This is a genomic window from Qipengyuania sp. JB2-7 (assembly GCF_055693485.1).
In genome coordinates this window covers 1,733,578-1,756,083 of record NZ_CM146335.1, presented here as the reverse complement: position 1 = coordinate 1,756,083, position 22,506 = coordinate 1,733,578, and the positions used below count along the sequence as shown (strand labels likewise).

15 protein-coding genes, 1 tRNA gene and 4 pseudogenes are annotated in these 22,506 nt (G+C 56.5%); 18 read left to right on the top strand and 2 right to left on the bottom strand.

Annotated elements, in window-relative coordinates; all coding sequences use genetic code 11:
* The first annotated feature begins 69 nt into the window (after positions 1 to 69).
* The 8 genes and pseudogenes from radA to rnr all read left to right on the top strand — a co-directional run bounded on the left by radA (position 70) and on the right by rnr (position 9,672).
* Positions 70 to 1,438: pseudogene (radA, locus tag ACZ1GM_RS08775) on the top strand (DNA repair protein RadA).
* Positions 1,439 to 1,451: 13 nt separating this feature from the next.
* Positions 1,452 to 1,976: a CvpA family protein gene (locus ACZ1GM_RS08770; RefSeq protein ID WP_472676123.1), complete on the top strand. Its 525-nt coding sequence runs from the start codon at positions 1,452 to 1,454 to the stop codon at positions 1,974 to 1,976.
* Positions 1,977 to 1,990: 14 nt separating this feature from the next.
* Complete coding sequence (locus ACZ1GM_RS08765) at positions 1,991 to 2,416, top strand: iron-sulfur cluster assembly scaffold protein (RefSeq protein WP_472676122.1); 426 nt, start codon at positions 1,991 to 1,993, stop codon at positions 2,414 to 2,416.
* A gap of 36 nt (positions 2,417 to 2,452) precedes the next feature.
* Positions 2,453 to 4,100: pseudogene (locus ACZ1GM_RS08760) on the top strand (MFS transporter).
* Positions 4,090 to 5,139: an alanine racemase gene (alr, locus tag ACZ1GM_RS08755; RefSeq protein ID WP_472676121.1), complete on the top strand. Its 1,050-nt coding sequence runs from the start codon at positions 4,090 to 4,092 to the stop codon at positions 5,137 to 5,139. Before ACZ1GM_RS08760 ends, alr begins: the two are co-directional and overlap by 11 nt.
* Before the next feature lie 91 nt (positions 5,140 to 5,230).
* The gene (gene phaR, locus ACZ1GM_RS08750; protein ID WP_472678529.1) at positions 5,231 to 5,773 is read left to right on the top strand and encodes a polyhydroxyalkanoate synthesis repressor PhaR; all 543 of its coding nucleotides are present in this window, start codon (positions 5,231 to 5,233) and stop codon (positions 5,771 to 5,773) included.
* Between the two features lie 49 nt (positions 5,774 to 5,822).
* Complete coding sequence (proS, locus tag ACZ1GM_RS08745) at positions 5,823 to 7,367, top strand: proline--tRNA ligase (RefSeq protein WP_472676120.1); 1,545 nt, start codon at positions 5,823 to 5,825, stop codon at positions 7,365 to 7,367.
* Between the two features lie 64 nt (positions 7,368 to 7,431).
* Complete coding sequence (gene rnr / locus ACZ1GM_RS08740) at positions 7,432 to 9,672, top strand: ribonuclease R (RefSeq protein ID WP_472678528.1); 2,241 nt, start codon at positions 7,432 to 7,434, stop codon at positions 9,670 to 9,672.
* 7 nt (positions 9,673 to 9,679) lie between these two features.
* Here the strand turns inward: rnr and ACZ1GM_RS08735 are convergent, their stop codons facing one another.
* Complete coding sequence (locus ACZ1GM_RS08735) at positions 9,680 to 10,147, bottom strand: universal stress protein (protein ID WP_472676119.1); 468 nt, start codon at positions 10,145 to 10,147, stop codon at positions 9,680 to 9,682.
* Positions 10,148 to 10,276: 129 nt separating this feature from the next.
* Here ACZ1GM_RS08735 and ACZ1GM_RS08730 point away from each other — a divergent pair, with 129 nt between their 5' ends.
* The 3 genes from ACZ1GM_RS08730 (at position 10,277) to ACZ1GM_RS08720 (ending at position 15,064) form a co-directional block, all read left to right on the top strand.
* Positions 10,277 to 11,593 (top strand): pyruvate dehydrogenase complex dihydrolipoamide acetyltransferase, encoded by a 1,317-nt coding sequence (locus ACZ1GM_RS08730; protein WP_472676118.1) that lies wholly within the window; start codon positions 10,277 to 10,279, stop codon positions 11,591 to 11,593.
* Positions 11,594 to 11,759: 166 nt separating this feature from the next.
* Positions 11,760 to 13,172, top strand: a complete 1,413-nt coding sequence (lpdA, locus tag ACZ1GM_RS08725) for a dihydrolipoyl dehydrogenase (RefSeq protein WP_472676117.1) — start codon at positions 11,760 to 11,762, stop codon at positions 13,170 to 13,172.
* A 35-nt stretch (positions 13,173 to 13,207) separates the two neighbouring features.
* Positions 13,208 to 15,064, top strand: coding sequence for a cation:proton antiporter domain-containing protein (locus tag ACZ1GM_RS08720; protein ID WP_472676116.1), 1,857 nt, complete (start codon positions 13,208 to 13,210; stop codon positions 15,062 to 15,064).
* Positions 15,065 to 15,107: 43 nt separating this feature from the next.
* Here ACZ1GM_RS08720 and ACZ1GM_RS08715 read toward each other — a convergent pair.
* Positions 15,108 to 15,197, bottom strand: a tRNA-Ser gene (locus ACZ1GM_RS08715).
* A gap of 128 nt (positions 15,198 to 15,325) precedes the next feature.
* On the opposite strand from ACZ1GM_RS08715, the gene ACZ1GM_RS08710 reads away from it, so the two are divergent.
* The 7 genes and pseudogenes from ACZ1GM_RS08710 to ACZ1GM_RS08680 form a co-directional block, all read left to right on the top strand.
* A complete protein-coding gene (locus ACZ1GM_RS08710; protein ID WP_472676115.1) occupies positions 15,326 to 16,360 on the top strand; it encodes a lytic murein transglycosylase in 1,035 nt (344 codons plus the stop codon).
* Positions 16,344 to 17,375, top strand: a complete 1,032-nt coding sequence (locus ACZ1GM_RS08705; RefSeq protein WP_472676114.1) for an SPOR domain-containing protein — start codon at positions 16,344 to 16,346, stop codon at positions 17,373 to 17,375. Before ACZ1GM_RS08710 ends, ACZ1GM_RS08705 begins: the two co-directional genes overlap by 17 nt.
* A gap of 48 nt (positions 17,376 to 17,423) precedes the next feature.
* On the top strand, positions 17,424 to 18,608 hold the full coding sequence (locus tag ACZ1GM_RS08700) for a D-alanyl-D-alanine carboxypeptidase family protein (RefSeq protein WP_472676113.1): 1,185 nt from the start codon (positions 17,424 to 17,426) through the stop codon (positions 18,606 to 18,608).
* On the top strand, positions 18,566 to 19,234 hold the full coding sequence (tmk, locus tag ACZ1GM_RS08695; RefSeq protein WP_472676112.1) for a dTMP kinase: 669 nt from the start codon (positions 18,566 to 18,568) through the stop codon (positions 19,232 to 19,234). The genes ACZ1GM_RS08700 and tmk overlap by 43 nt, the downstream gene beginning before the upstream one ends.
* On the top strand, positions 19,231 to 20,184 hold the full coding sequence (locus ACZ1GM_RS08690) for a DNA polymerase III subunit delta' (RefSeq protein WP_472676111.1): 954 nt from the start codon (positions 19,231 to 19,233) through the stop codon (positions 20,182 to 20,184). Before tmk ends, ACZ1GM_RS08690 begins: the two co-directional genes overlap by 4 nt.
* Positions 20,177 to 21,735: pseudogene (gene metG, locus ACZ1GM_RS08685) on the top strand (methionine--tRNA ligase). Before ACZ1GM_RS08690 ends, metG begins: the two are co-directional and overlap by 8 nt.
* Positions 21,735 to 22,505 (top strand): annotated as a pseudogene (locus ACZ1GM_RS08680) (TatD family hydrolase); the annotation flags it as partial. The pseudogenes metG and ACZ1GM_RS08680, both read left to right, overlap by 1 nt.
* Position 22,506 lies beyond the last annotated feature (1 nt).

Here is a 22,506-nt window from a genome sequence, read left to right as displayed (position 1 = left end):
GTGGGGACAGTGGCGTGGTCTGCGGGCTTTGGCAATTGCGTTCTTGCAATGTTCTGTTAAATCGCAGCGATGGCCAAGCCAAAAAAACGATATGTTTGCCAAGCATGCGGCAGTGTGTCCCACCGATGGCAGGGGCAGTGCCCTGACTGCGCAGAGTGGAATACGTTGGCAGAAGAGGCACCTGCGACGGTCTTTTCTCAGAAGCATGATTTGTCGAGTGGTGGACGCGCCGTTGAGTTTACCGCGCTCGATCAACCCGGAGAACTTCCTGTCCGGCAAGCCACCGGGCTGGCCGAGTTTGACCGCGCGCTTGGCGGTGGACTGGTGCCCGGTTCGGCGATCTTGATGGGCGGCGATCCCGGCATCGGTAAGTCTACCTTGCTGCTTCAAACAGCCGCCAAGGTCGCGCGCGATGGACACGAAGTGGTCTATGTCAGCGGCGAAGAAGCCTCTGGGCAGGTGCGTATGCGGGCGGCGCGTCTGGGGCTGGGTGATGCGCCGGTCAAGCTGGCGGCGGCAACGTCTGTTCGCGATATCCTCACAACGTTGGGCACGATGGATCGACCAAAACTCTTGGTGATTGATTCAATCCAGACGATGCACTCGGACACTATCGAGGGCGCTCCAGCGCACAGTGAGCCAGGTGCGTGGCTGCGCGTTCGAGCTGATCCGATATGCTAAGCAGAATGATGTCGCTCTGGTGCTGGTTGGGCATGTTACGAAAGACGGCAATATCGCTGGCCCACGTGTGCTGGAGCACATGGTGGATGTGGTAATGAGCTTCGAAGGGGAGCGCAGCCATCAATACCGGATACTGCGGGCTCTCAAGAACAGATTCGGCGCGGTGGATGAGATTGGCGTTTTCTCGATGGCCGGGGATGGGTTGGAAGAGGTGGCCAACCCGTCAATGCTGTTCCTTTCCGGACGAGATCAACCATTACCGGGTAGCGCAGTATTTCCTGCGCTTGAGGGCACGCGACCCGTTTTGGTTGAGGTTCAGGCGCTTATTGTTCGCCTGCAATCGGGGGCCACGCCGCGTCGCGCGGTCGTGGGGTGGGACAGCGGCAGATTGGCGATGTTGCTCGCTGTGCTGGAATCGCGTTGTGGCCTCAACTTCAGTTCGGCTGAGGTTTATCTCAATGTGGCTGGTGGGTATCGGCTGCAAGATCCAGCCGCCGATGTGGCCATCGCGGCGGCGTTGATCAGCGCCATTGCTGATAAGCCGCTGCCCGCCAAAAGTGTGTGGTTTGGTGAGATATCGCTTGCTGGCGAGATTAGGCCGGTTGCGCATACCCCTCAGCGCATTTCTGAGGCTGCAAAGCTCGGATTTGAGTCTGGGTATGGGCCTGCGGACAAAGGCAAGGCGTTGCGCGACTTCAGCTACACGCGTTTGGGACAACTCGCAAACCTCGTTGACCGCGTTATGGGTACCTCATAACTAGCATACCAGCATGACTGGTTTTGACTTCATCGTTCTCGGGGTTGTGGGAATCGCGGCCATTGGCGGTTTCATGCGCGGTTTCGTGCAGGAGATCCTCTCGCTTGCCGCTTGGGTGCTCGCGATTTTTGCGATCCGCTATCTGCATAGGCCTCTGACCCAGGCGCTGGTCGAGTATCTTGGTGATGGGGTCACTACCGCTGTATTAGCTTTCGCACTGCTCTTGCTCATTCCCTATGCCGCTATGAAAGTAATCGCTGGTGGATTGGGTAAGGCGACGCGAAATTCGGTGCTCGGTCCGATTGATCGCGTGCTGGGCTTCGGATTTGGCATGCTCAAGGGTGTGGCGGTTGTGGTAATCGCGTTCTCGCTGCTGGTACTCGGCTTCGACACAGTCTGGGGTTACAAAGGGCGCCCGACCTGGATTTCCAATGCTCGCAGTTACGACCTCGTTGACGCAAGTTCGCGCAGTCTGGTCGAGATGGTTGCTGAGCGGCGTGAGGCTTTGCGGGATGAGGCCGAAGCCTCATCTGAGTAGGGGCAGACCAACGCATGTCTGCACTTTATTCCCCTGCAGTTCTATCGCTGGCGGTCAGCCTGGCGGATTATCCGCTGCATGATCACTTCGCTCTTCGTGGTGAGGCGCATTCGCGCGTTTGCGGCAGCTCCGTAAAAATGGGCTTGGACGCGGACAGCCGTGGCGCGATTTGCAACCTCGGATTGCAGGCATCCGCCTGCGCGATTGGGCAGGCCTCTGCGGCGATTTTCGCTCAGGGAGCAACTGGCAAGACCGAAGAAGAGATTTCTGGTGTCTTGAGAGAAGTTGGAGGATGGCTATCGGGAATGGGCGATGTGCCAAACTGGCCGAAGTTCGATCAACTTATCCCTGCTTTGCCTCACACAGGGCGTCATGAAGCCATTCGGCTGCCGTGGAGGGCCGCGATTGCAGCGCTTTCCAACCACAGAGCAGAGCGCTAGGACCATGAATATTAAGAGGGTAGGGAGAGCAAGGGCATGACTGCCACCGCCGATACAGCGCAAATTGCAACACGTGAGCCGAGCGAAAAAGAGATAAGGCTCGTTATCGGGGCGAGTTCGTACCGGCACCATCTTTGAATGGTATGATTTCTTCATTTACGGGACGCTGGCTTACATCCTGAAGGATGCGTTTTATGACGTCGATAACGAGACGCTGGGCCTGCTGCTTGTGTGGTCGACCTTTGCGGTAGGTTTCGCCTTCCGGCCCATTGGCGCCATCCTGTTCGGCTATCTGGGTGATCGGTTGGGTCGCAAATACACGTTTCTCGTCACCGTCACGCTGATGGGGATTGCCACCGCAGGGGTTGGTTTGATCCCGACGGTCGCAACAATTGGTATTGCAGCGCCAATCATCGTTATTTTGCTCCGCGTCATTCAGGGCCTTGCTCTTGGCGGCGAATATGGTGGTGCTGCGATTTATGTTGCAGAGCATGCCCCGCCGGAAAAACGCGGGTTTTACACCAGCTTTATTCAGGCCAGCGTCGCAGGAGGGTTTGTACTGTCCATTGCGGTGGTGCTCGCATGCCGGTTCTTCATCCCCGAGGACGATTTTGTCGAATGGGGCTGGCGCGTGCCATTCCTGCTCTCGATTATCCTGCTCGGCATTTCTCTCTGGATGCGGCTGATGTTGTCGGAAAGTCCGGTTTTTCAGGCGATGAAGGAAGCTGGCGAAACTGCGGAAAATCCGTTTGTCGAGAGCTTCACATATCCCGGCAATAAGAAGCGGATTTTCGTTGCCTTGTTCGGAGTTACAGGCATTCTGACGACGGTCTGGTACACCGCATTTTTCTCTGGCATGAGTTTCCTGCGCGGGCCGATGCATATCGCGTCTGAAACGGTGGAATGGATCCTGTTTGTCGCTGGTCTTATAGCCATGTCGTTTTACCTGTTCGTGGGGAAATGGTCGGATCGGGTCGGGCGCAAAAAACCGATCATTATCGGCGCGGTCTTGTCGCTTGCGCTCTTGTTCCCATCTTTCTGGGCGCTCAGCAGTCTCGCCAATCCAGGGCTGCAGCAAGCGGCGGAAGAGGCACCGGTGACGGTCGCTGGGCCTGAGTGCGTGACCGACCCATTCGCGGAGCTTTTCAAACGGGAGCAAACCGAATGTGGTCGTGTCCTCGAGGTGCTAACCTCGTCAGGTGTTGAGTATGATGTTTCTGCCTCTGACACCTTGTCGGTAATGGCAGGTGCCGAGGCGCTTGCGATGGATCAGGCATGGTTCGCGCAAGGCGGGGATTTGCGCGGTGGCCTGCAGAGTGAGCTGACCGCGCAGGGATACGATTTCAGCAAACAGCAACCGGCGCTGCTCAATGTAATCGGTATCGTGGGCATTTTGCTGGTGTTGGGAGCGTTGTCGGCGCTTACCTATGGATCGGTGGCTGCATTGTTGACTGAGATGTTCCCGGCGAGGATCCGCTATAGCTCCATGTCGATCCCCTATCACTTTGGGGCGGGATATCTTGGCGGATTCCTGCCTCTTATCGCTGGCGTCATAGTCGCGAGCACCGGCGATATTTATGCCGGGCTCTGGTACACGTGGGTTGTGGTCGCATTCGGCGTGCTGGTCGCCTGGTGGGGCCTGGCAGGTGGCCCACCTCGAGATTTCACCGACAATGAAACGTGACGTCCCGCCTGCAACATTACGACTGAGGCTAGATCTTGACGCGTTGGCGGCAAACTGGCGCGCGCTCGACAGCATGTCGGGCGGTGCGCGCGCCGGCGCCGCAGTAAAGGCCGATTGTTATGGGCTAGGCGTTGATCGCTGTATTCCCACCTTACGTCAGGCTGGGGCGAAGGACTTCTTTGTTGCGCATTGGCAAGAAGTTCCAGCGCTGCTGAACCATGCCCCGGCTCAGCATATCTCGGTGCTTCATGGTGTCATGAACCGCGAAGAAGCCGAGTTTGCGCGGGCAACCGGTGTGCGCCCCGTTATAAACTCGATTGATCAGGCAAAACGTTGGAATGATGCAGGAGACGCCGAGTGCGATCTCATGGTGGACACTGGCATCAATCGCCTTGGTATCTCTCCTGCTGAGCTGAGTGATCCAGCGATCCAATCGTTACGAGTTTCGACGCTTATGTCGCATCTGGCTTGCGCGGATGAAGACGTCGCAATGAACGTTCGTCAGCTATCTGACTTCAGATCGGCCATGCAGCAAGTTGCCCACAACGAGACCAGTCTGGCCAATAGCGCTGGCATTGCACTTGGTGATGAATATGCGTTTGACCTCACACGTCCAGGACTGTCGCTTTACGGTGGGGTTCCGCGAAACGAACTTGCGGGCGCAATTGCCCAAGTGGCTTACGTTGAGGCTGCGATCCTTCAGGCCCGCATGATCGGAGCGGGCGAGACGGTTGGATACAATGCTGCGTTCACCGCACAGCGCGACATGCGGATTGGTCTTGTGTCACTGGGATATGCCGATGGCATTCTGAGAGGTTGGGGCAATCGTGGCAACGCATTTCGGCACGGCGAGAACCGCCTCGAAATGCTTGGCAAAGTGTCGATGGACATGATCGTAATTGATCTCACCAATGCCCGACAACTGCAGGAAGGGGACTGGATCACACTGCCTTATGATCTGCCCAGCGCAGCCGAGAGGAGCAAGCTTTCACAATATGAGCTTCTCACCGTTTTGGGACAGCGCTTCACGTCGATCTAGCGATTATGTTGCACTGCACATTGTGCAGGTGCTAGGGGGCATCATCGAGAAATTGTGCGCAGCAAAGCGTGCAGCAAAAGAGGGGTTGATGATGGCTAAGAATCGCGCTGATGGCGAACCAATCGTGATAAAGAAATATGCGAACCGACGGCTTTATAACACAGATACGTCGAGCTATATTACGCTGGAGAACCTGGCCGAAATGGTGCGCAGCAACACAGACTTTCAGGTTGTTGATGCCAAGTCAGGTGACGACATCACGCATACAATTCTGACGCAGATTATTGTTGAGCAAGAGGCATCTGGAAAACAGATGCTGCCAGTCAGTTTCCTGCGCGATTTGATTTCAATGTACGGCAACTCCATGCAATCAATGATGCCGAGCTATCTGGAAGCGAGCATGGCAAATTTCCGCCAGAACCGTGAACAGATCGCAGAAGCGTTCAAATCAGGGATTAGTAAAAACCCGCTAGCCGCGATTGCTGAAACGAACATGGCGATGATGCGCGCGGCCACCGATGTTCTAATGCCGAAATCCCCTGAGGCGAAAGACGACCTCGCTGAGGACGATATCTCTGCGCTGCGGGCACAAATGGCCGAAATGCAGAAGAAGCTGGACGCGCTTGATAAATAACGCCAACCGCCAAACCGATTAAAACTCACTAGCAAGAACTGGATTATCCGTGGCCGAAATTCGCCATGCACTCAATTCGCGCCGCGCAGACGATTTTGCGGCTTGGTATCAGGAAGTCATCACTGCGGCAGATATGGCCGAGGAATCCGGCGTACGCGGCTGCATGGTTATCAAGCCGTGGGGCTATGGCATCTGGGAGCGTATGCAGCGCCTGCTCGATGATCGGATCAAGGCGACTGGCCATGACAATGCGTACTTCCCCATTTTCATTCCGCTCTCCAATTTTGAGCGTGAGGCGAAACACGTCGAAGGCTTTGCCAAAGAGATGGCGGTCGTTACGCATCACCGCCTGATTGCGGGCAAAGATGGCGGTTTGGTCCCTGATCCAGAGGCGGAATTGGAAGAACCGTTGGTTGTTCGTCCCACATCAGAAACGATTATTGGTGATGCGATGGCGCGGTGGGTGCAGAGTTGGCGCGATCTGCCGCTGAAGCTCAACCAATGGGCCAATGTCGTTCGCTGGGAAATGCGCACCCGCATGTTCCTGCGCACCAGCGAGTTTCTATGGCAGGAAGGCCATACCGCCCATGCTGATGAGGACGAGGCGAAGGTGCATACACTTCGTATGCTCGAGGTGTATCGCGCATTCGCCGAGGACGACTTGGCACTGCCTGTGGTCGCCGGTGAGAAGCCAGAGAACGAACGCTTTCCAGGCGCAGTAGAGACGTGGTCGATCGAGGCGATGATGCAGGACGGCAAAGCTCTGCAAGCGGGCACGAGTCACTATCTCGGTGAAAACTTCGCCCGAGCATCCGGGATCCAGTATCAGGACCGCGAGGGTAAGCAGGCGCTGTGCCATACAACCAGTTGGGGTGTTTCGACGCGCATGGTTGGCGGCGTAATTATGACTCATGGTGATGATGATGGCCTGCGCGTACCGCCCGCGATTGCGCCGCATCAGGTGGTTATCCTGCCGATGTTGCGCGACAAGCCAGAGGATCAGGCGCTTATCGATTATTGCGAGGTCTTGCGCGCTGCGTTGGCTGACAAGATGGCCCTGAACGAAAAGGTTCGTGTGCTGCTCGATACTCGCCCCGGCAAAGCCGCTGCGAAACGTTGGGATTATGTCCGCAAAGGCGCGCCGGTGATCATAGAGGTCGGCGGTCGCGATATGGATAATGGCGTTGTCTCTTTGTTGCGGCGCGATGCCCTCTGGAATGCCGAGAATGGCAAGGTTGCCTTTGCGACGCCGAGCAGGGACGAAGCAGCGGACACTATCCCACACCTGTTAGAAGAGATGCAGAAGGCCCTTCATGCCGAGGCGCAAGCGCGGCGCGAAGAGAACATTACCCGCGGTGTCGGCACCTTTGAAGAGGTTGAAGCCTTCTATAGCTCTGACGCCAAATACCCCGGTTGGGTCGAGGTGCAATGGGCCAAGCCCACGGGGGCTGCGCTGGATCAGGTCGTTGAGCGGCTGAAGGCACTGAAGCTGACAATTCGCAATGTTCCGATTGGTGCTGCACCTGTTGACGGAACATGCGTTTTTACAGGCGAGCCCGCGGTTGAGCGTATTCTGCTCGCCAAGGCGTACTAAGTTGAAGCCCAAGAAACCGACCAAGGGTAGGGCGACCAAAGGCAAACCACGGCGTAAGCCCGGCATGCCGAGCAAAGAGCAGATCCTTGAATTCATCCAGGGATCTGATCGGGTCGTGGGCAAGCGCGAGATTGCCAAGGCGTTCGGTCTCAAGAGCCAAGAGAAGATCACCCTCAAACGTATCCTGAAGGATATGGCCGAAGAGGGCATGATTGATGGTAAGCGCACCGCTTACCATCGCATGGGGGGCGTGCCGAAAGTCACAGTATTGCGCGTGGTTGAGATCGAAGATGGCGAGGCGATTGCGGAGCCGGAGAGCTGGAGTCCAGACAGCGCCGAGAAGCCGCCACGCCTGATGCTAGTCGAGAAGAAGAACCGCGCTGCACTCAAGCGTGGTGATCGCGTGTTGGCGCGCACTGAGGAAACGGAGCGAGGCTGGCGTGCCTTCCCGATGAAGAAATTGCCCGCGCGAACCGAAGGCTTGATGGGCGTTGTGGAGCTTGATGGCACAGGCAAAGCTTGGCTTGCCCCAGTTGATAAACGGGTCCGTAGCTCATCGCCAATTTCCGATTTGGGTGAGGCCGAGGAAGGCGATTTGGTCATTGCGGAACGTGCTGGCCGCAGCCCGCGGTCAGGTGTGAAAGTCATTGAGGTGATCGGCGATCCGCTGGCGCCGAAGAGTTTCAGCCTCATCGCCATCGCGAAACATGGCATCCCGCATATTTTCCCTGGAGAGACGTTGGAAGAGGCGGAGCTGGCAGCGCAGCTTCCCCTGTCCAACGAGAGCCGCGAAGATTTACGTGAAGTGCCGATTGTCGCGATTGATCCAGCGGATGCACGCGATCACGATGATGCGATTTGGGCGGAGCCGGATGGCGAGGGCGGATATCGCGCGATCGTCGCGATTGCAGATGTCAGTTTCTATGTTCGACCGGGTGGAGCGCTCGACAAAGAGGCGCGGAAACGTGGCAACTCCGTTTACTTCCCTGACCGCGTTGTGCCGATGCTGCCTGAAATACTCAGCGCTGATGTTTGCTCGCTGAAGCAAGGGCAGGACCGCGCGGCGATGGCCTGTCATTTGCGCATTTCCCCAAAAGGGAAAGTCACCAAATGGCGCTTTACGCGGGCCATCGTGCGGCTCGCTCAGAATATTGCCTATGAGGATGCGCAGGCAAAAATCGATGAAGGTTCGGCACCCGAGTATCTTCAACATCTCTGGGGAGCGTGGAAACTCCTCAACGCAGCGCGCGAGGCGCGTGATCCGCTTAATCTTGAGCTGCCGGAGCGACAGGTAAAGCTGAATGATGCCGGTCAGATTGAGGAAATAGCGGTTCGTGAGCGCCTGGATGCGCACCGCGTTGTGGAAGACTTTATGATTGCAGCCAATGTCGCTGCGGCTGAGGCACTGGAGGCAAAAACCGCACCGACCGTTTATCGCAACCACGAACAACCGAGCCGGGAAAAACTGATCGCACTGCGCGAATATCTCGAAACGCAAGGACAGAAGCTGGCACTCGGCCAAGTGATCACGCCGGGCCTGTTTAATCGCGTCCTCAAGGATATTGCGGACGAGGCGGAAAAGGCGCTGGTGATGGAGGCCGTGCTACGCAGCCAGATGCAGGCCTATTATGGGCCAGCGAATACCGGTCATTTCGGGCTGGCGCTCGGGTCTTATGCGCATTTTACATCGCCGATAAGGCGCTATGCTGACTTACTGGTTCATCGCGCTCTGGTGGATGCTTACAAGTTGGAACAGCCGAAGCCTAAGGGCGGCAAGCTGCCAGAGCAGAGCGGTCTTGCAGATCGCGATCGCGAAAAACTGCATCAGATAACTGATGCGATCAGTCAGACAGAGCGGCGCGCGATGGAGGCTGAGCGCGACACTGTTGACCGATATGTTGCGGCGTGGCTTTCAGATCGGATTGGGGAGACCTTCAAAACACGTATCACTGGTGTTCAGGGCTTCGGCTTTTTCGCGACTATCGAGGGGTTGGGCGGTGACGGCCTGGTCCCTGTGTCGACACTAGCCCGCGAGTTCTTCAAATTTGACGAGGCTTCGCGCGCGTTGGTCGGGGAAGAGAGTGGAACCCGCTATGCCACCGGCGATAAATTGGAATTGAAACTGGCTGAGGCCAATGCGCTGACCGGATCGCTCAAATTCGAAGTGCCGGATTCAGATGCTTCGGGGGTTGAACAGCGTGGACGCCGGGGTCAACCCAAGTCAGATCGACGGAAGAAGCCTGTTCAAGGCCGTCGTGGACGCCCCGGCAATATCCGTCATCAAGGTCGAGGCCGGAAGAAGTAGCTGGGATCTATCCGCTACCTCCATCGGCAAGAATGTCGATGTCTGCTTTCTCCAAACCGCCAGGGACCACATAGAGTGGGCAGGGGAGATTGCCTGCGACGCAGGCGAAGTGCGTGACCAAAGGCCCTGGCGCGCCGCCTTTTGATGCGCCCAATACCAGCGCGGCGACGTTCCCGTGTTCGGCAATATAGTCAGTAATCACGTCTTGGGGCTTGCCATCGCGCACCGTGATAACCGGCATCTTGCCGCTTTCTGCGAAGATGTTGCCGGCCTCGCTATTGGCGAGCACTTCGGCGCGCTCTCGCGCTTCTTGCTCGATAGTGGCCTGCACGCCGCCAAAAGCATTGAAGTTCTGACGCGGAACCAACGCAAGAATGTGAATATGGCCGCCCGTGCGCATGGCGCGCCGAGATGCGAAGCGGAGCGCCTTTTTGGCTTCTTCCGTTTCATCCATAACAACCAGATAGATGCGCATGTTTTCCCCGTCCTCTTGCGGCTATGTATCCGGCAAATTTCTCTTTCACGCAAGAAGCTTGCCCATGTCGCGCAAATTCGCCAGAGACCGTAACGGAAATCTCACTCCCCGGAGACGTTGAGCAAACCTATGCCAATTTCAATTAAGATGCCCGCACTCTCACCGACTATGGAGGAAGGGACGCTTGCCAAATGGCTTGTTAGCGTTGGCGATGAAGTCAGCGCTGGCGACATCATGGCCGAGATCGAAACAGACAAAGCCACGATGGAATTTGAAGCTGTCGATGAGGGAACCATCGTCGATATTGCCGTAGCTGAAGGCACTGAAAATGTCCCCGTCGGCACGGTGATTGCGACGCTCGCCGAAGAGGGCGAGGATGCAGACGAGGCCAAGGCAGCTGCTTCGAGCGGAGGGGAACCGGATCAACCGAAGGAAAAAGACAAACAGGTATCTGAAGAGAAAACCGCTCGTCCTGAGCCTGTCGAAGGGCGGGCGGCTTCTTCCGGTACGTCGACCAGCTCAACACGACCGGAAGAGTCTCCGAAAGACCGGATCATCGCCTCACCGCTTGCGAAGCGGATTGCCGAGCAAAAAGGCATCGATCTCAAAGGTGTTTCTGGCAGCGGACCGAATGGACGGATCGTCAAGGCAGATGTCGAAGCTGTGAAGCCCGGTGCGGCACCTGCGCAGGCGGTTGCTTCGGCACCTGCGTCATCGCCAGCGCCAACCCCTTCAGTCTCTCCGGATGACGGAGGTGCGCCTTATGAAGAGGTCAAGCTCAACAATGTGCGCAAGGTCATTGCGCGCCGCCTGACCGAGGCGAAGCAGACCATTCCGCACATCTATTTGACGGTCGATGTCCGGCTTGATGAGTTGCTCAAGCTGCGCAAGCAATTGAATGCTTCGCTTGAGGCTGATGGCGTGAAGCTGTCGGTGAATGACCTTATCATCAAGGCGCTGGCGCGGGCATTGCAGCGAGAGTCGCAATGCAATGTCTCCTTCCAAGGTGATGTGATGCACCAATATACGCGCGAAGATGTGTCCGTAGCGGTGGCCGCACCATCTGGCTTGATAACGCCGATTATCAAGGATGCGGGACGCAAGGGTCTTGCGCAGATCTCGACCGAGATGAAGGAGCTGGCCGGTAAGGCTCGCGATGGTAAGCTGCAACCGCATGAGTATCAGGGCGGCACGGTCTCGCTGTCCAATCTCGGCATGTTCGGCACCAAGCAATTCGACGCGGTTATTAACCCACCGCAAGCGATGATTCTGGCGGTTGGTGCGGGTGAGCAGCGTCCGGCGGTGGTTGATGATGCACTACAAGTCGCAACCGTTATGAGCGTAACAGGCAGCTTTGATCATCGCGCGATTGATGGTGTGGACGGGGCAAAACTGCTCGACCAGTTCCGCAGTCTGATCGAAAATCCGATGGGGCTGGTGGTTTGAACGCTGTCCTACATACAGCCGGACGAGGTAAAAGGTCGGGATGAGGCATCTCGCGCTTACCATTGAATCTTCAACTCTGAGCACTTTGCAGACCAGCAGAGATTTCATCTCTAGGACTGTGTTCCATGTGTTCCATCCAGACGGACTTACCAAAGGCAAATCCTAAATGGCTGACCAATACGACGTCATCGTTCTCGGCTCCGGACCTGGCGGCTACGTCGCGGCGATCCGCTGCGCGCAGCTTGGCTTGAAAACCGCCATCGTAGAACGTGAGAATCTGGGCGGCATCTGCCTTAATTGGGGCTGTATCCCGACAAAGGCGCTACTGCGCTCCGGAGAGATCCTGCACTATATGCAGAATGCCAAGGATTATGGCCTGAAGGTTGCGGGCGAGATTGAGGCTGATCTTGAGGCTGTGGTAAAGCGCAGTCGCGGCGTCGCCAAACAGCTCAATCAGGGCGTCACGCACCTGATGAAGAAGAACAAGATCACCGTGCATATGGGTGAAGGTATGCTGACTAGCCCTACCTCGCTCACAGTCAAAGGTGAGGAGGGCGAGGAAAAGCTAACTGCCAAACATGTGATCGTTGCGACCGGCGCGCGCGCCCGTGATCTGCCATTTGCGCCTGCGGATGGGGCGCGGATCTGGACCTATCGCACCGCCATGACGCCGCCTGAAATGCCGGAAAAGCTGCTGGTGATTGGCTCGGGTGCAATCGGTATCGAATTTGCCAGCTTCTACAATGACATGGGCGCGGATGTGACGGTCGTGGAAATGCTCGACCGGATCGTACCTGTAGAAGATCATGAGGTTTCCGCCTTCCTCGAAAAGTCGCTGACCAAGCAGGGTATGACGATCATGACCGGCGCCGGCGTTGACGATCTGAAAGTTGCCCGTTCGGGGGTGAAGGCGAAGATCAAGGACAAGTCGGGCAAGGTTGCGGAGCACGATTTCACCCACGCGATAGTCGCCATTGGCATTCAGCCAAACACCGAGAATATCGGTCTGGATAAGCTGGCAGAGATGGATCGCGGTTTCATTCAGATTGATCCATATGGCCGCACAAAGTCAAAGGGGCTGTGGGCGATTGGTGATTGCACGCCTGGCCCATGGCTTGCGCATAAAGCTTCGCACGAGGGTGTTACCTGCGCGGAAGCAATCGCGCAGGAATTGGGGAACAAGGACGTTCACCCGCATGCACTTGATCGCAACAACATTCCCGGTTGTACCTATTGCCATCCGCAGGTGGCCTCTGTCGGGATGACCGAAAAGGCCGCGAAAGAAGCTGGGTACGAGGTCAAGGTCGGCAATTTCCCATTCATCGGCAATGGCAAGGCGATTGCGCTGGGCGAAGCGGAAGGCTTCATCAAGACGGTGTTCGATGCCAAAACTGGTGAGCTGCTCGGCGCGCATATGATTGGCGCAGAAGTGACCGAGTTGATCCAGGGTTATACAGTCGGCAAACAGCTTGAGACGACCGAGGCAGAGTTGATGCAGACGGTCTTCCCGCATCCGACTCTATCTGAAATGATGCATGAAAGCGTGCTTGGTGCTTACGGACGGGCGCTCCATATTTGATATGGCACAATGGCTGTGACAGTTAGGGGAAGAGCATGACTGACTTCCTCACTGTCGCTTTCACATGCCTTGTTGCTGGTGTGATAGCGGTGCCTTTGGCGACGCGTTTCGGTCTCGGCTCCGTGCTTGGTTACCTGCTGGCGGGCATGGCGATCAGCCCGGCGCTTAATGCGCTCGGTGTTGATATCGAGGCCTTACAGGTCTTCGCTGAGTTCGGCGTCGTTATGATGCTGTTCCTGATCGGTTTGGAAATCGAACCACGCAAATTGTGGGAAATGCGTGGGCAATTGCTTGGGCTTGGTGGGGGACAGGTGCTGCTCACCACCCTGGTTCTTGCCGGTATTGCGATGATCGCGGGCAATGTCTGGCAAACGTCCATTGCAATTGGGTTGGTGCTGGCGCTCTCTTCAACCGCGATCATCGTCCAAAGTCTGACTGAAAAGGGGCTGTTGAAAAGCGAGGGCGGCCAATCGAGCTTCTCTGTGCTCCTGGCTCAGGATGTCGCAGTCATTCCGATCCTCGCACTGCTCCCGCTGTTGGCACTTCCCGAACTGGCCGGTGTAGCGGGAGGAGACCATGACGGTGGACACGGACATGGTGGCTTTGTCATTACCGACGGTATGCCCGCATGGCTTGCAGGGATCGTTACGGTCGCGGCAGTCGCAGCTGTATTTGTGATCGGCAACTACCTGACGCGCCCTATTTTCCGCTTTATCGCTGCGACAAATTTGCGCGAGCTTTTCACCGCCGCTGCGCTGCTGTTTGTTATTGGCATCGCGCTGCTTATGTCGATGGTCGGGCTGTCTCCGGCGCTTGGCACGTTCTTGGCCGGTGTGGTGTTGGCCAATAGCGAATATCGCCATGAGCTTGAGTCGGACATCGAACCTTTCAAGGGGTTACTCCTCGGCCTGTTCTTCATAACGGTCGGTGCGGGGATCGATTTCGTTCTTGCATACGAGCAGGCGGGCGAAGTGATCTTTTGGGCCAGTGTCGTGATCGTCACGAAAATAGCGGTGCTGCTGTTCATTGCGCGAATGGCAAAGATCGGCGCGCCCGCGAAATGGCTTTTCTCGCTTTCACTGGCGCAGGCCGGGGAATTCGGTTTTGTCCTGATCGCGTTCGCCGTTGCCAATGCTGTGTTCGACGGACCGCTCGCCGATCTCTTGCTGCTGGTCATTGCGCTGACCATGCTGGTCACGCCGCTCTTGTTCATCCTCTATGACAAGGTGTTCGCAGGGAAGGGGGGCGACAATGCTCGGGAGGCGGATCCGATCGATGAAGAAAACCCGGTCATCATCGCAGGTCGCGGGCGCGTGGGTGGTATCATCGATAGAATGCTGCAGGCAGCGGGCTATTCAACAACAGTGATCGATTATGATTCCAAGCAATTGGAATTGGTGCGCATGTTTGGATGGCGCAGCTATTTTGGCGATGCCACACGCCCCGATCTTCTCCATTCCGCTGGTATCGACAACGCAAAGCTGTTGGTCGTCGCGCTGGATGAGCGTGAGCAAATCGATAAGCTCGTGAAATACGCGGTTAAGAACTTCCCCAAACTGCATGTCACTGCGCGTGCGATTGACCGCAATCATGTTTACGAGCTGTGGGCATATGGTTGCCGGGATATCATTCGAGAGACCTATGACAGCTCGTTGCGCATGGGGCGCTCTGCATTCCAGGCGCTCGGCGTCGACAGGCAGCAGGCGCAGGCGATGACTGATGCGTTTGAGGAAATGGACCGCAGTTCCATGCGCGAAGTTGCTGACCTCTACGATATGGACATTCCGTTTCATGAGAACGAGGCGCTGGTGGCGAAGGTCAAGGAACTGCGAAAGGAATGGGACCCTATTCTGCGCGAGCAGATGAAAGAGATCCTTGAGCGGGGGCGGTAGGTCATCCCGCCTGATTTAGCGAAGCGGTAAATAGAGAAGAATGTGGCGGACAGGGTGGGATTCGAACCCACGAAGGGCTTGCACCCTTGCCGGTTTTCAAGACCGGTGCATTCAACCGCTCTGCCACCTGTCCGCACGCAACGCCCGCTAGCCAATCCGGCAGCGCTTGTCACGCCCACTTATGCGCGGAGGCGTAAATATTTCTCTTAACTTCGGTCGATTGTCACTTGCAGTTCAGGACGACCCTGCGAAATGTGCCTTATGACTTCACGGCTTTTTGCATCCGCTTTGCTGCCGCTTGGGCTGGCAGCGACCGCGCTCTCTGTGCCAGCGACACCCGCTAATGCGCAAGATCAGTCCTTCGACGCCTATATGGAGCAGCTTAAAGCGCGGGCACGCGCCGAAGGCGTCAGTGAGTCGACGATTACAAGGATGACGGCAGGTCTGACCCCGAATGACCGTGTGATTCGGCTTGACCGTGGTCAGCCTGGCCGACCGACCAGGCGCGGCTATCCTGCCTTATCGCCCTATATCTCCAAGCATGTGAATCCGACGCGAATAGCGGGCGGAAGGACGGTCTATGCTGAGAACCGCTCGACATTGCAGCGCATTTCAGCCGAGTACGGCGTACCGCCAGAGATTATGGTGGCGATCTTTGGGCATGAGACGAGTTATGGCCAGATACGCGGCAATTTTGATCTGTCGCGCAGCCTTGCAACGCTCGCATGGGAAGGGCGCCGCCGGGAGCTGTTCTCTGGTGAGTGGGTCGCGCTGATGAAAGTTGCTGACAAAGGCTATTCTCGCAGCCAGCTTGTCGGCAGCTATGCAGGCGCTTTTGGCAATCCTCAGTTTTTGCCGTCGGTCTATCTCCGTCTGGCAGAGGATGGTGATGGTGATGGCCGCGCAAACATTTTTAGCAATCGCGCGGACACATTTGCTTCCATCGCCAATTATTTCCGCGATGCGGGCTGGCGCACCGGACAGCCATGGGGTGTTCGGGCATCTCTTCCGCCAGGCTTCAATGTCGACCAATATAAAACGAAATTGCGCGCACCTGTGTGCTCACGCGTCCACGAGCGGCATAGCGTTTACAAGACCGTGGCAGAGTGGCGCGAACTGGGCGTCAGGCCCCAGCGGGTGATCTCGGATGACACTCTCGTTTCACTTTTCCAGCCCGACGGTCCAGGCACGAGAAGTTGGATGTTAACCACAAATTATCGGGTTATCCTCGAATATAACTGTTCGAACTATTACGCGATGAGTGTGGGATTGCTCGCAGATGAGATTGTACGGTGACACTGGAACAGGTGCGTTAGCGCCCGCAATTGCGCTGGCGCTGGGCTTTGCTGTTGCTGCGTGTGCGCCCGCTGATGGTCTTGAGAGTACCGAATCATCTGCGGTTCCGCCGACGCTGTCTGAAGAGCTTGGCCCTTCCGGAGATTTTCCAGTCATTATTGGTGAGCCGTTCACCATTGATGGGATCACATATACGCCGAGTAACACACTGAATTATGACGAGGTCGGCTATGCCGGACTTGATGGCGAAGCTGCATCTGGTGTGACCATCGCGCACCGTACTCTTCCCCTGCCGAGTTACGTGGAGATCACCTCGCTAGAGAGCGGACAAACCATTCTCGCTCGCGTCGAACGGCGCGGCCCTATGGTAAATTCTAGGCTAATCTCAATGTCTGCTGCGGCGATGGCACAACTCGGAGGAAGCGAAGGGTCGCCTGTGCGTGTCCGGCGCGTCAATCCACCCGAGGAGCAACGTGCTGAGTTGCGGGCTGATCGAGAAGCGCCTTTGCGGATGGACACGCCACCAGGTTTGCTGGACGTGTTGAAGCGAAAATTGCCTGCGATTGGCTCTGCATCGGTACGTCGCGACGTAGATGCTCCAACACCGCCTGATCCCGCACCACAAAGTGTGGCGATTGATCCTGATGCGGAATTGGAAGCCGTTACACGAAATCCAGGGCAGACTGAGACGCCGATCGAAGAGCTACAGGTTGTCCCAACCGAACCGGAGATCGTTCCACCCGCATCCGTCGAACCCCAAGCTACGGTTCCAAGCCCCGAAGTCACTGAACGGCCTATGCCGGTTGCAGGCGACTATATTGTCCAAGCCGGCGCGTTCTCAGCGAAAGTGACTGCGCAGCGTATTGCCCGTGAGATTGATGGATTTGTTGAGCCGACTGGACGTCTCTGGCGCGTGAGAGTGGGGCCATTCACCAGTCGTGGACAGGCCAATGCGGCGCTCGCCAAGGTTCGCGGTGCAGGCTATAGAGGCGCGCAAGTCTATCGAGTGCGTTGAGTTGGCCGATGTGTCGCGGCCCCAAGCATTGGCGGGAGTGTGCTGGGCGTGACATTTGGGTTCTTTGCCAGAACGGTGACAAGAATAGCTGCAATAGCGATTGCCGCTTTGATATTCGCTGACACCCCGGTGCAAGCGGCAGATAGTCCGCGCCCTCCAACTGCGGACGAAGCGCCCATTGCGCTGATGATTGATGTGAACAGTGGGCAGGTGCTGTTTCAACGTGAAGCTGATCGACGCTTCATTCCAGCCTCAATTGTAAAAACCATGACAGCGTATGTGGCCTTCGAGATGGTCGACGAAGGCGGCATTGCATTGAGGGACCAGGTTCCGATCAATCCTGAGGCCTTCGCGCAATGGTCACGCGTGGGTTCGACTATGTTCATCCCGCATAACGCCCAGCCTACAGTTGAAGAGTTGCTACGCGGAATTACCACGATCTCTGCCAATGACGCATCGATCTATCTCGCTGAATATGCCTCTGGCTCGGTGTCTAACTGGGCACAGGCGATGAATGCAGCGGCTTACGATCTGGGTATGCGTGATAGCCACTTTGGAACGCCCAATGGCTGGATGGATGATGGCAAGACCTTTACGACTGCGAGGGACTTGGCACTTCTCGCCCAGTCAATGGTCACTCGTCATGCTGACAAATATGGGCAGTTCTTCGGATCACGAAGCTTGACCTACAATGGCATCACTCAACGCAATTACGACCCGATCACTGGCGTGGTGGAAGGTGCCGACGGTATCAAAACCGGCTTCACCAATCAGGCGGGACATGGTTTTTTGGGCAGCGCTGAGCGTGATGGGCGTCGACTCGTGATGGTCGTGGCGGGTACCGACTCCAACTCTGAGCGCACCCGTATAAGCCGATCCTTCATGGAGTGGGGTTTTGGCGAATTTGCTGCTGTCCCATTGTTTGATGCGGCGGAACGCGTTGGCGTCGCTCGGGTGCAGGGCGGTAATCACAGGTCGCTGGGCCTGGTAAGCAATCACACAGTGCAATTGTCTCTACCGCAAGAACAGGTGGGTTCTGTGAATATTGCAATGGCAATACACTATAACGGACCGATCAAGGCGCCAGTCGCCGCCGGGGAGCAGGTGGCTGAGTTGGTTGTATCGGTGGATGGGCGAGAGGCGAGTTCCTTCCCGCTGGTTGCTCTTCATGATGTTCGGCAGGCGAATGCATGGCAGCGTCTGGCGAATGGCGTCGTTCGGTGGTTTTCATGAGCTTCCTCGGGAAATTTATCGCGCTGGAGGGCGGCGAAGGCGCGGGAAAGTCCACTCAGGCGCGAATGTTGGCTGACTATCTGTCTTCACTCGGCCACGAGGTTGTATTGACGCGCGAGCCTGGCGGGACGCCGGGTGCCGAAGCGATCCGTTCGCTATTGCTTGATCCCCCGGGTGAGGGATGGGCTGCTCGTTCAGAGGCGTTGCTTTTTGCGGCGGCTCGATCTGATCATGTGGAACGGCTGATCAGACCGGCTCTGGAGAGCGGAGCATGGGTGATCTGTGACCGGTTTCTCGATTCTAGCAGAGCTTATCAAGGAGGAGCTGGAGGCGTCGGCGATGCCATTGTGAGGCAACTGCATGCTGCGGGTAGCGACGGGCTTTTGCCGGATGTCACGATTGTCATTTCTGTTTCAGACGATGTCCGTTCAGCGCGTTTGTCGGAACGTGATGGAGGCGCTTCGGATGCTATCGGTGGCCGCAACGCCGACTATCATTCTGCGGTTAACTCGGCGTTCCAGCGTTTTGCCGAGGATGAGCCAGAGCGGTTTCTTGTCATCGATGGGGATGGCCCTGCGGAGCAGGTGCAGTCGCACATACAAGCGGCTGTTGAGGCACTATTATGAGTTTGATCGGCCATGATGAGGCATGGCGGGCCTGGCGGAGTGCCATGTCCGGCCAACGTATGCATCACGCATGGCTGCTGAGCGGGATCAGCGGAATAGGTAAAGCCGAGTTTGCGCTTGCTGCCGCGGGAGAGCTTGTCGGACAGGGTGCCCAATTGCACAATCACCCAGATATCATTGTCCTTGATCGCCCGCCGAAAGACAAAAAAGAGGCGGAGAAGCAGGCTCAGGGCAAGCCTTATGAAACTGCGCGCAACATCAAGGTCGATCAGGTGCGTGCGATGCAGCGCCAGCTCACGACCCGGCCCACGCTTGGCGACAGACGCGTTGTCATTATCTCGCCCGCGGATGCGATGGAACGCAGCGCCTCTAACGCTTTATTGAAAAGTCTTGAGGAACCGCCAGCAGGAACGTTTTTCGTCCTGATTAGCCACAATCCGGCCCGTCTTCTGCCAACAATACGCTCGCGGTGCCGCACCTTGCGATTTGCGGCGCTAAGCGAGCAGGGAATGAACGAGGTTTGTGACCAGGTCGCGCCTGATGCCGATCCAGACGCGCGAGCCTTGGCGATTGCGTTTGCAGGCGGATCTCCGGGAACGGCGCTGCAATTTCTTGAACTTGGTCTCATGGATGTTGCGCGTTGTATGCGTGAATTGGTCGAAAAAGATGATCAGGGCCACGTCGTTCGGGGCACATTGATAAGCGCGATCGGCAATCGTCCTTCGCGTCAAAAACTACAGGCCGTGCTCGATTTGGCGCTGGCGGTGGTGGCTGATGATATAGCCAACCAGAGCGGACATGGTGCCAACGCGCGGATCGCGGCCCATGAGGAGTTGGTGCGACTAAGCGGTGAGATTGCCACGTTCAATTACGACCCGGGATTGCTCATCATGGAAATCGGGACCTTGCTTGCACGGGTAGGGCAAGCTAGCGAGCGCGCCGATGCCTGATCCTTTCTATATTACCACCGCCATCAACTATCCCAATGGGCGGCCCCATATCGGCCACGCATACGAGGCGATTGCCGCAGATGTGATAGCACGGTTTCATCGCCTTTCGGGTCGCGATGTCCGATTTCAAACCGGTACTGATGAGCATGGCCTCAAAATGGCACGCAAGGCGGAAGAGCAGGGACGGACGGCGCGCGATCTGGCGGATGAAATGTCATCGTACTTCAGGGAGATGGATGAAACACTTAACATTAGTTTTGATCGCTTTATTCGTACCGTTGAAGAGGAGCATCACAGAGCGAGCCAAGCGATATGGCAGGCGATGGAAGCAAAAGGCGACATGTATCTCGACAGGTATGAGGGTTGGTACTCCGTGCGCGATGAAGCGTACTATGATGAAAGTGAACTGACTGCTGGGGAGGGGGTGCGAAACTCTCGCCGCAAGGCACCCCGGTCGAGTGGACGGTTGAGGAAAGCTGGTTCTTCCGACTGTCTAAGTATCAAGATGCATTGCTTGAGCTTTTGCGGGAACCCGGATTCCTAGAACCGGAAAGTCGCCGGAACGAGATGATCGCTTTCGTGGAGGGCGGTTTGCGGGATCTCTCGGTAAGTCGCACTAGCTTTGACTGGGGTGTGAAAGTTCCCGCTAGCGAAGATCACGTTATGTATGTGTGGGTTGATGCGCTCACTAACTATCTGACTGGATTGGGTTATCCGGATGCGACGCCGGAGATGGAGAAATACTGGCCTGCCAGCCTGCACTTGATTGGCAAGGACATCGTCCGCTTCCACACGATTTACTGGCCCGCCTTCTTGATGAGTGCGGATCTGCCTTTGCCGAAGAAAGTCTTCGGACACGGTTTTATCCTCAATCGCGGACAGAAAGAATCCAAGTCACTCGGCAACGTTACCGATCCGATGGATTTGGCCGAGACGTTCGGGGTCGATAATCTGCGCTATTTCCTGATGCGTGAAGTAGCATTCGGTCAGGACGGTAGCTATTCAGCAGAGGCGATTATCACGCGTTGCAATGCGGAATTGGCGAACAGTTTCGGCAATCTCGCTCAACGTACCTTGTCGATGCTGGCCAAGAATATGGATGGTGTGCTGGAAACCTTTACGCCGAATAGTGATGATGAGGCGCTGCTAAGCAAGGTGAAGGCTGCTTGCCGCGAGCATTTGCCGCGTGAGTTTGAAGCGCTGGCGTTTTCACAAGGTATCGAGGCTTGGATGCAAGCCGTTTGGGCGTGCAACCAATATGTTGATGAGCAGGCTCCGTGGGCGCTTAAGAAAACTGATCCGGAGCGGATGAAAGCGGTCTTGCAGACACTCTTCGTCGCGCTGCGGGATCTTGCGATTGCAATTCAACCCGTCGTTCCAGAGAAGTCAGCTGCCGTGCTAGACCAGCTTGGTGTCTCGGCGGACAAGCGAACCTATCTGGACTTACCGGAAGAGGGCTGGTTTGATGAGCTGGTTGCTATTGGCCATGTCGTCGACAAGCCTTCTCCGATCTTTCCCCGGCTTGAACTGCCCGAAGGCGAGGTGGCATAATGCTGGTCGATAGCCACTGCCACTTGGAGTATGACGGGCTTGTCGATGATCAGTCGGGCGTGCTTGGCCGTGCGCGCGATGCTGGTGTGCAGGCATTCCTCAACATTTCAACGAAGCGCGCCGAGTGGGATCAGGTTGTTGGTACTGCGGAGCGCGAGCCAGATGTGTACGCAAGCGTCGGCATTCATCCGCATCACGCGGATGATCATCAGGACTTGACCGAAGACGACTTGCTCGCGGCAACGCAATCACCTCGCGTGATCGGCATTGGTGAGACGGGCCTCGATTACTTTTACGAACATTCGGACAGAGAGGCGCAGAAGCATCTGTTTCGCAGGCATATTTCGGTTGCGCGACAGGTGCAATTACCGGTGATTATCCATACACGTGACGCTGAAGAGGATACATTGGCGATCCTTACAGAGGAGATGGAGAAGGGCGGGTTTCCCGCTCTTATTCATTGCTTCACCGCGTCTGAGGAGTTTGGGGCGGAGGTGCTCAAGCTTGGGCTGAGTATTTCGCTTTCAGGTATTGTCACATTCAAGAATGCCAAAGCGCTTCAAGAGGTTGCAAAGACGGTTCCAGCCGATCGACTGCTTGTCGAGACGGACAGCCCATTCCTTGCGCCGGTTCCGCATCGCGGAAAAGTCTGCGAGCCCGGATATGTTCGCAACACCGCTCAATTTATTGCGGAACTTCGCGGTGAAAGCATCGATGCGTTGGCCAAGGCGACGACGCGTAACTTCTATTCTTTATTCAGCAAGGCGAGCC

What these genes read in the sequence shown, in the direction of transcription:
- ACZ1GM_RS08705 (WP_472676114.1), top strand. Translation starts at nt 16,344, where the DNA reads ATGAGATTGTACGGTGACACTGGAACAGGTGCGTTAGCGCCCGCAATT.
- ACZ1GM_RS08765 (WP_472676122.1), top strand. Translation starts at nt 1,991, where the DNA reads ATGTCTGCACTTTATTCCCCTGCAGTTCTATCGCTGGCGGTCAGCCTG.
- lpdA (WP_472676117.1), top strand. Translation starts at nt 11,760, where the DNA reads ATGGCTGACCAATACGACGTCATCGTTCTCGGCTCCGGACCTGGCGGC.
- ACZ1GM_RS08710 (WP_472676115.1), top strand. Translation starts at nt 15,326, where the DNA reads ATGACTTCACGGCTTTTTGCATCCGCTTTGCTGCCGCTTGGGCTGGCA.
- ACZ1GM_RS08735 (WP_472676119.1), bottom strand. Translation starts at nt 10,147, where the DNA reads ATGCGCATCTATCTGGTTGTTATGGATGAAACGGAAGAAGCCAAAAAG.
- phaR (WP_472678529.1), top strand. Translation starts at nt 5,231, where the DNA reads ATGGCTAAGAATCGCGCTGATGGCGAACCAATCGTGATAAAGAAATAT.
- ACZ1GM_RS08690 (WP_472676111.1), top strand. Translation starts at nt 19,231, where the DNA reads ATGAGTTTGATCGGCCATGATGAGGCATGGCGGGCCTGGCGGAGTGCC.
- ACZ1GM_RS08770 (WP_472676123.1), top strand. Translation starts at nt 1,452, where the DNA reads ATGACTGGTTTTGACTTCATCGTTCTCGGGGTTGTGGGAATCGCGGCC.
- alr (WP_472676121.1), top strand. Translation starts at nt 4,090, where the DNA reads ATGAAACGTGACGTCCCGCCTGCAACATTACGACTGAGGCTAGATCTT.
- ACZ1GM_RS08730 (WP_472676118.1), top strand. Translation starts at nt 10,277, where the DNA reads ATGCCAATTTCAATTAAGATGCCCGCACTCTCACCGACTATGGAGGAA.
- tmk (WP_472676112.1), top strand. Translation starts at nt 18,566, where the DNA reads ATGGCAGCGTCTGGCGAATGGCGTCGTTCGGTGGTTTTCATGAGCTTC.
- ACZ1GM_RS08720 (WP_472676116.1), top strand. Translation starts at nt 13,208, where the DNA reads ATGACTGACTTCCTCACTGTCGCTTTCACATGCCTTGTTGCTGGTGTG.
- rnr (WP_472678528.1), top strand. Translation starts at nt 7,432, where the DNA reads ATGCCGAGCAAAGAGCAGATCCTTGAATTCATCCAGGGATCTGATCGG.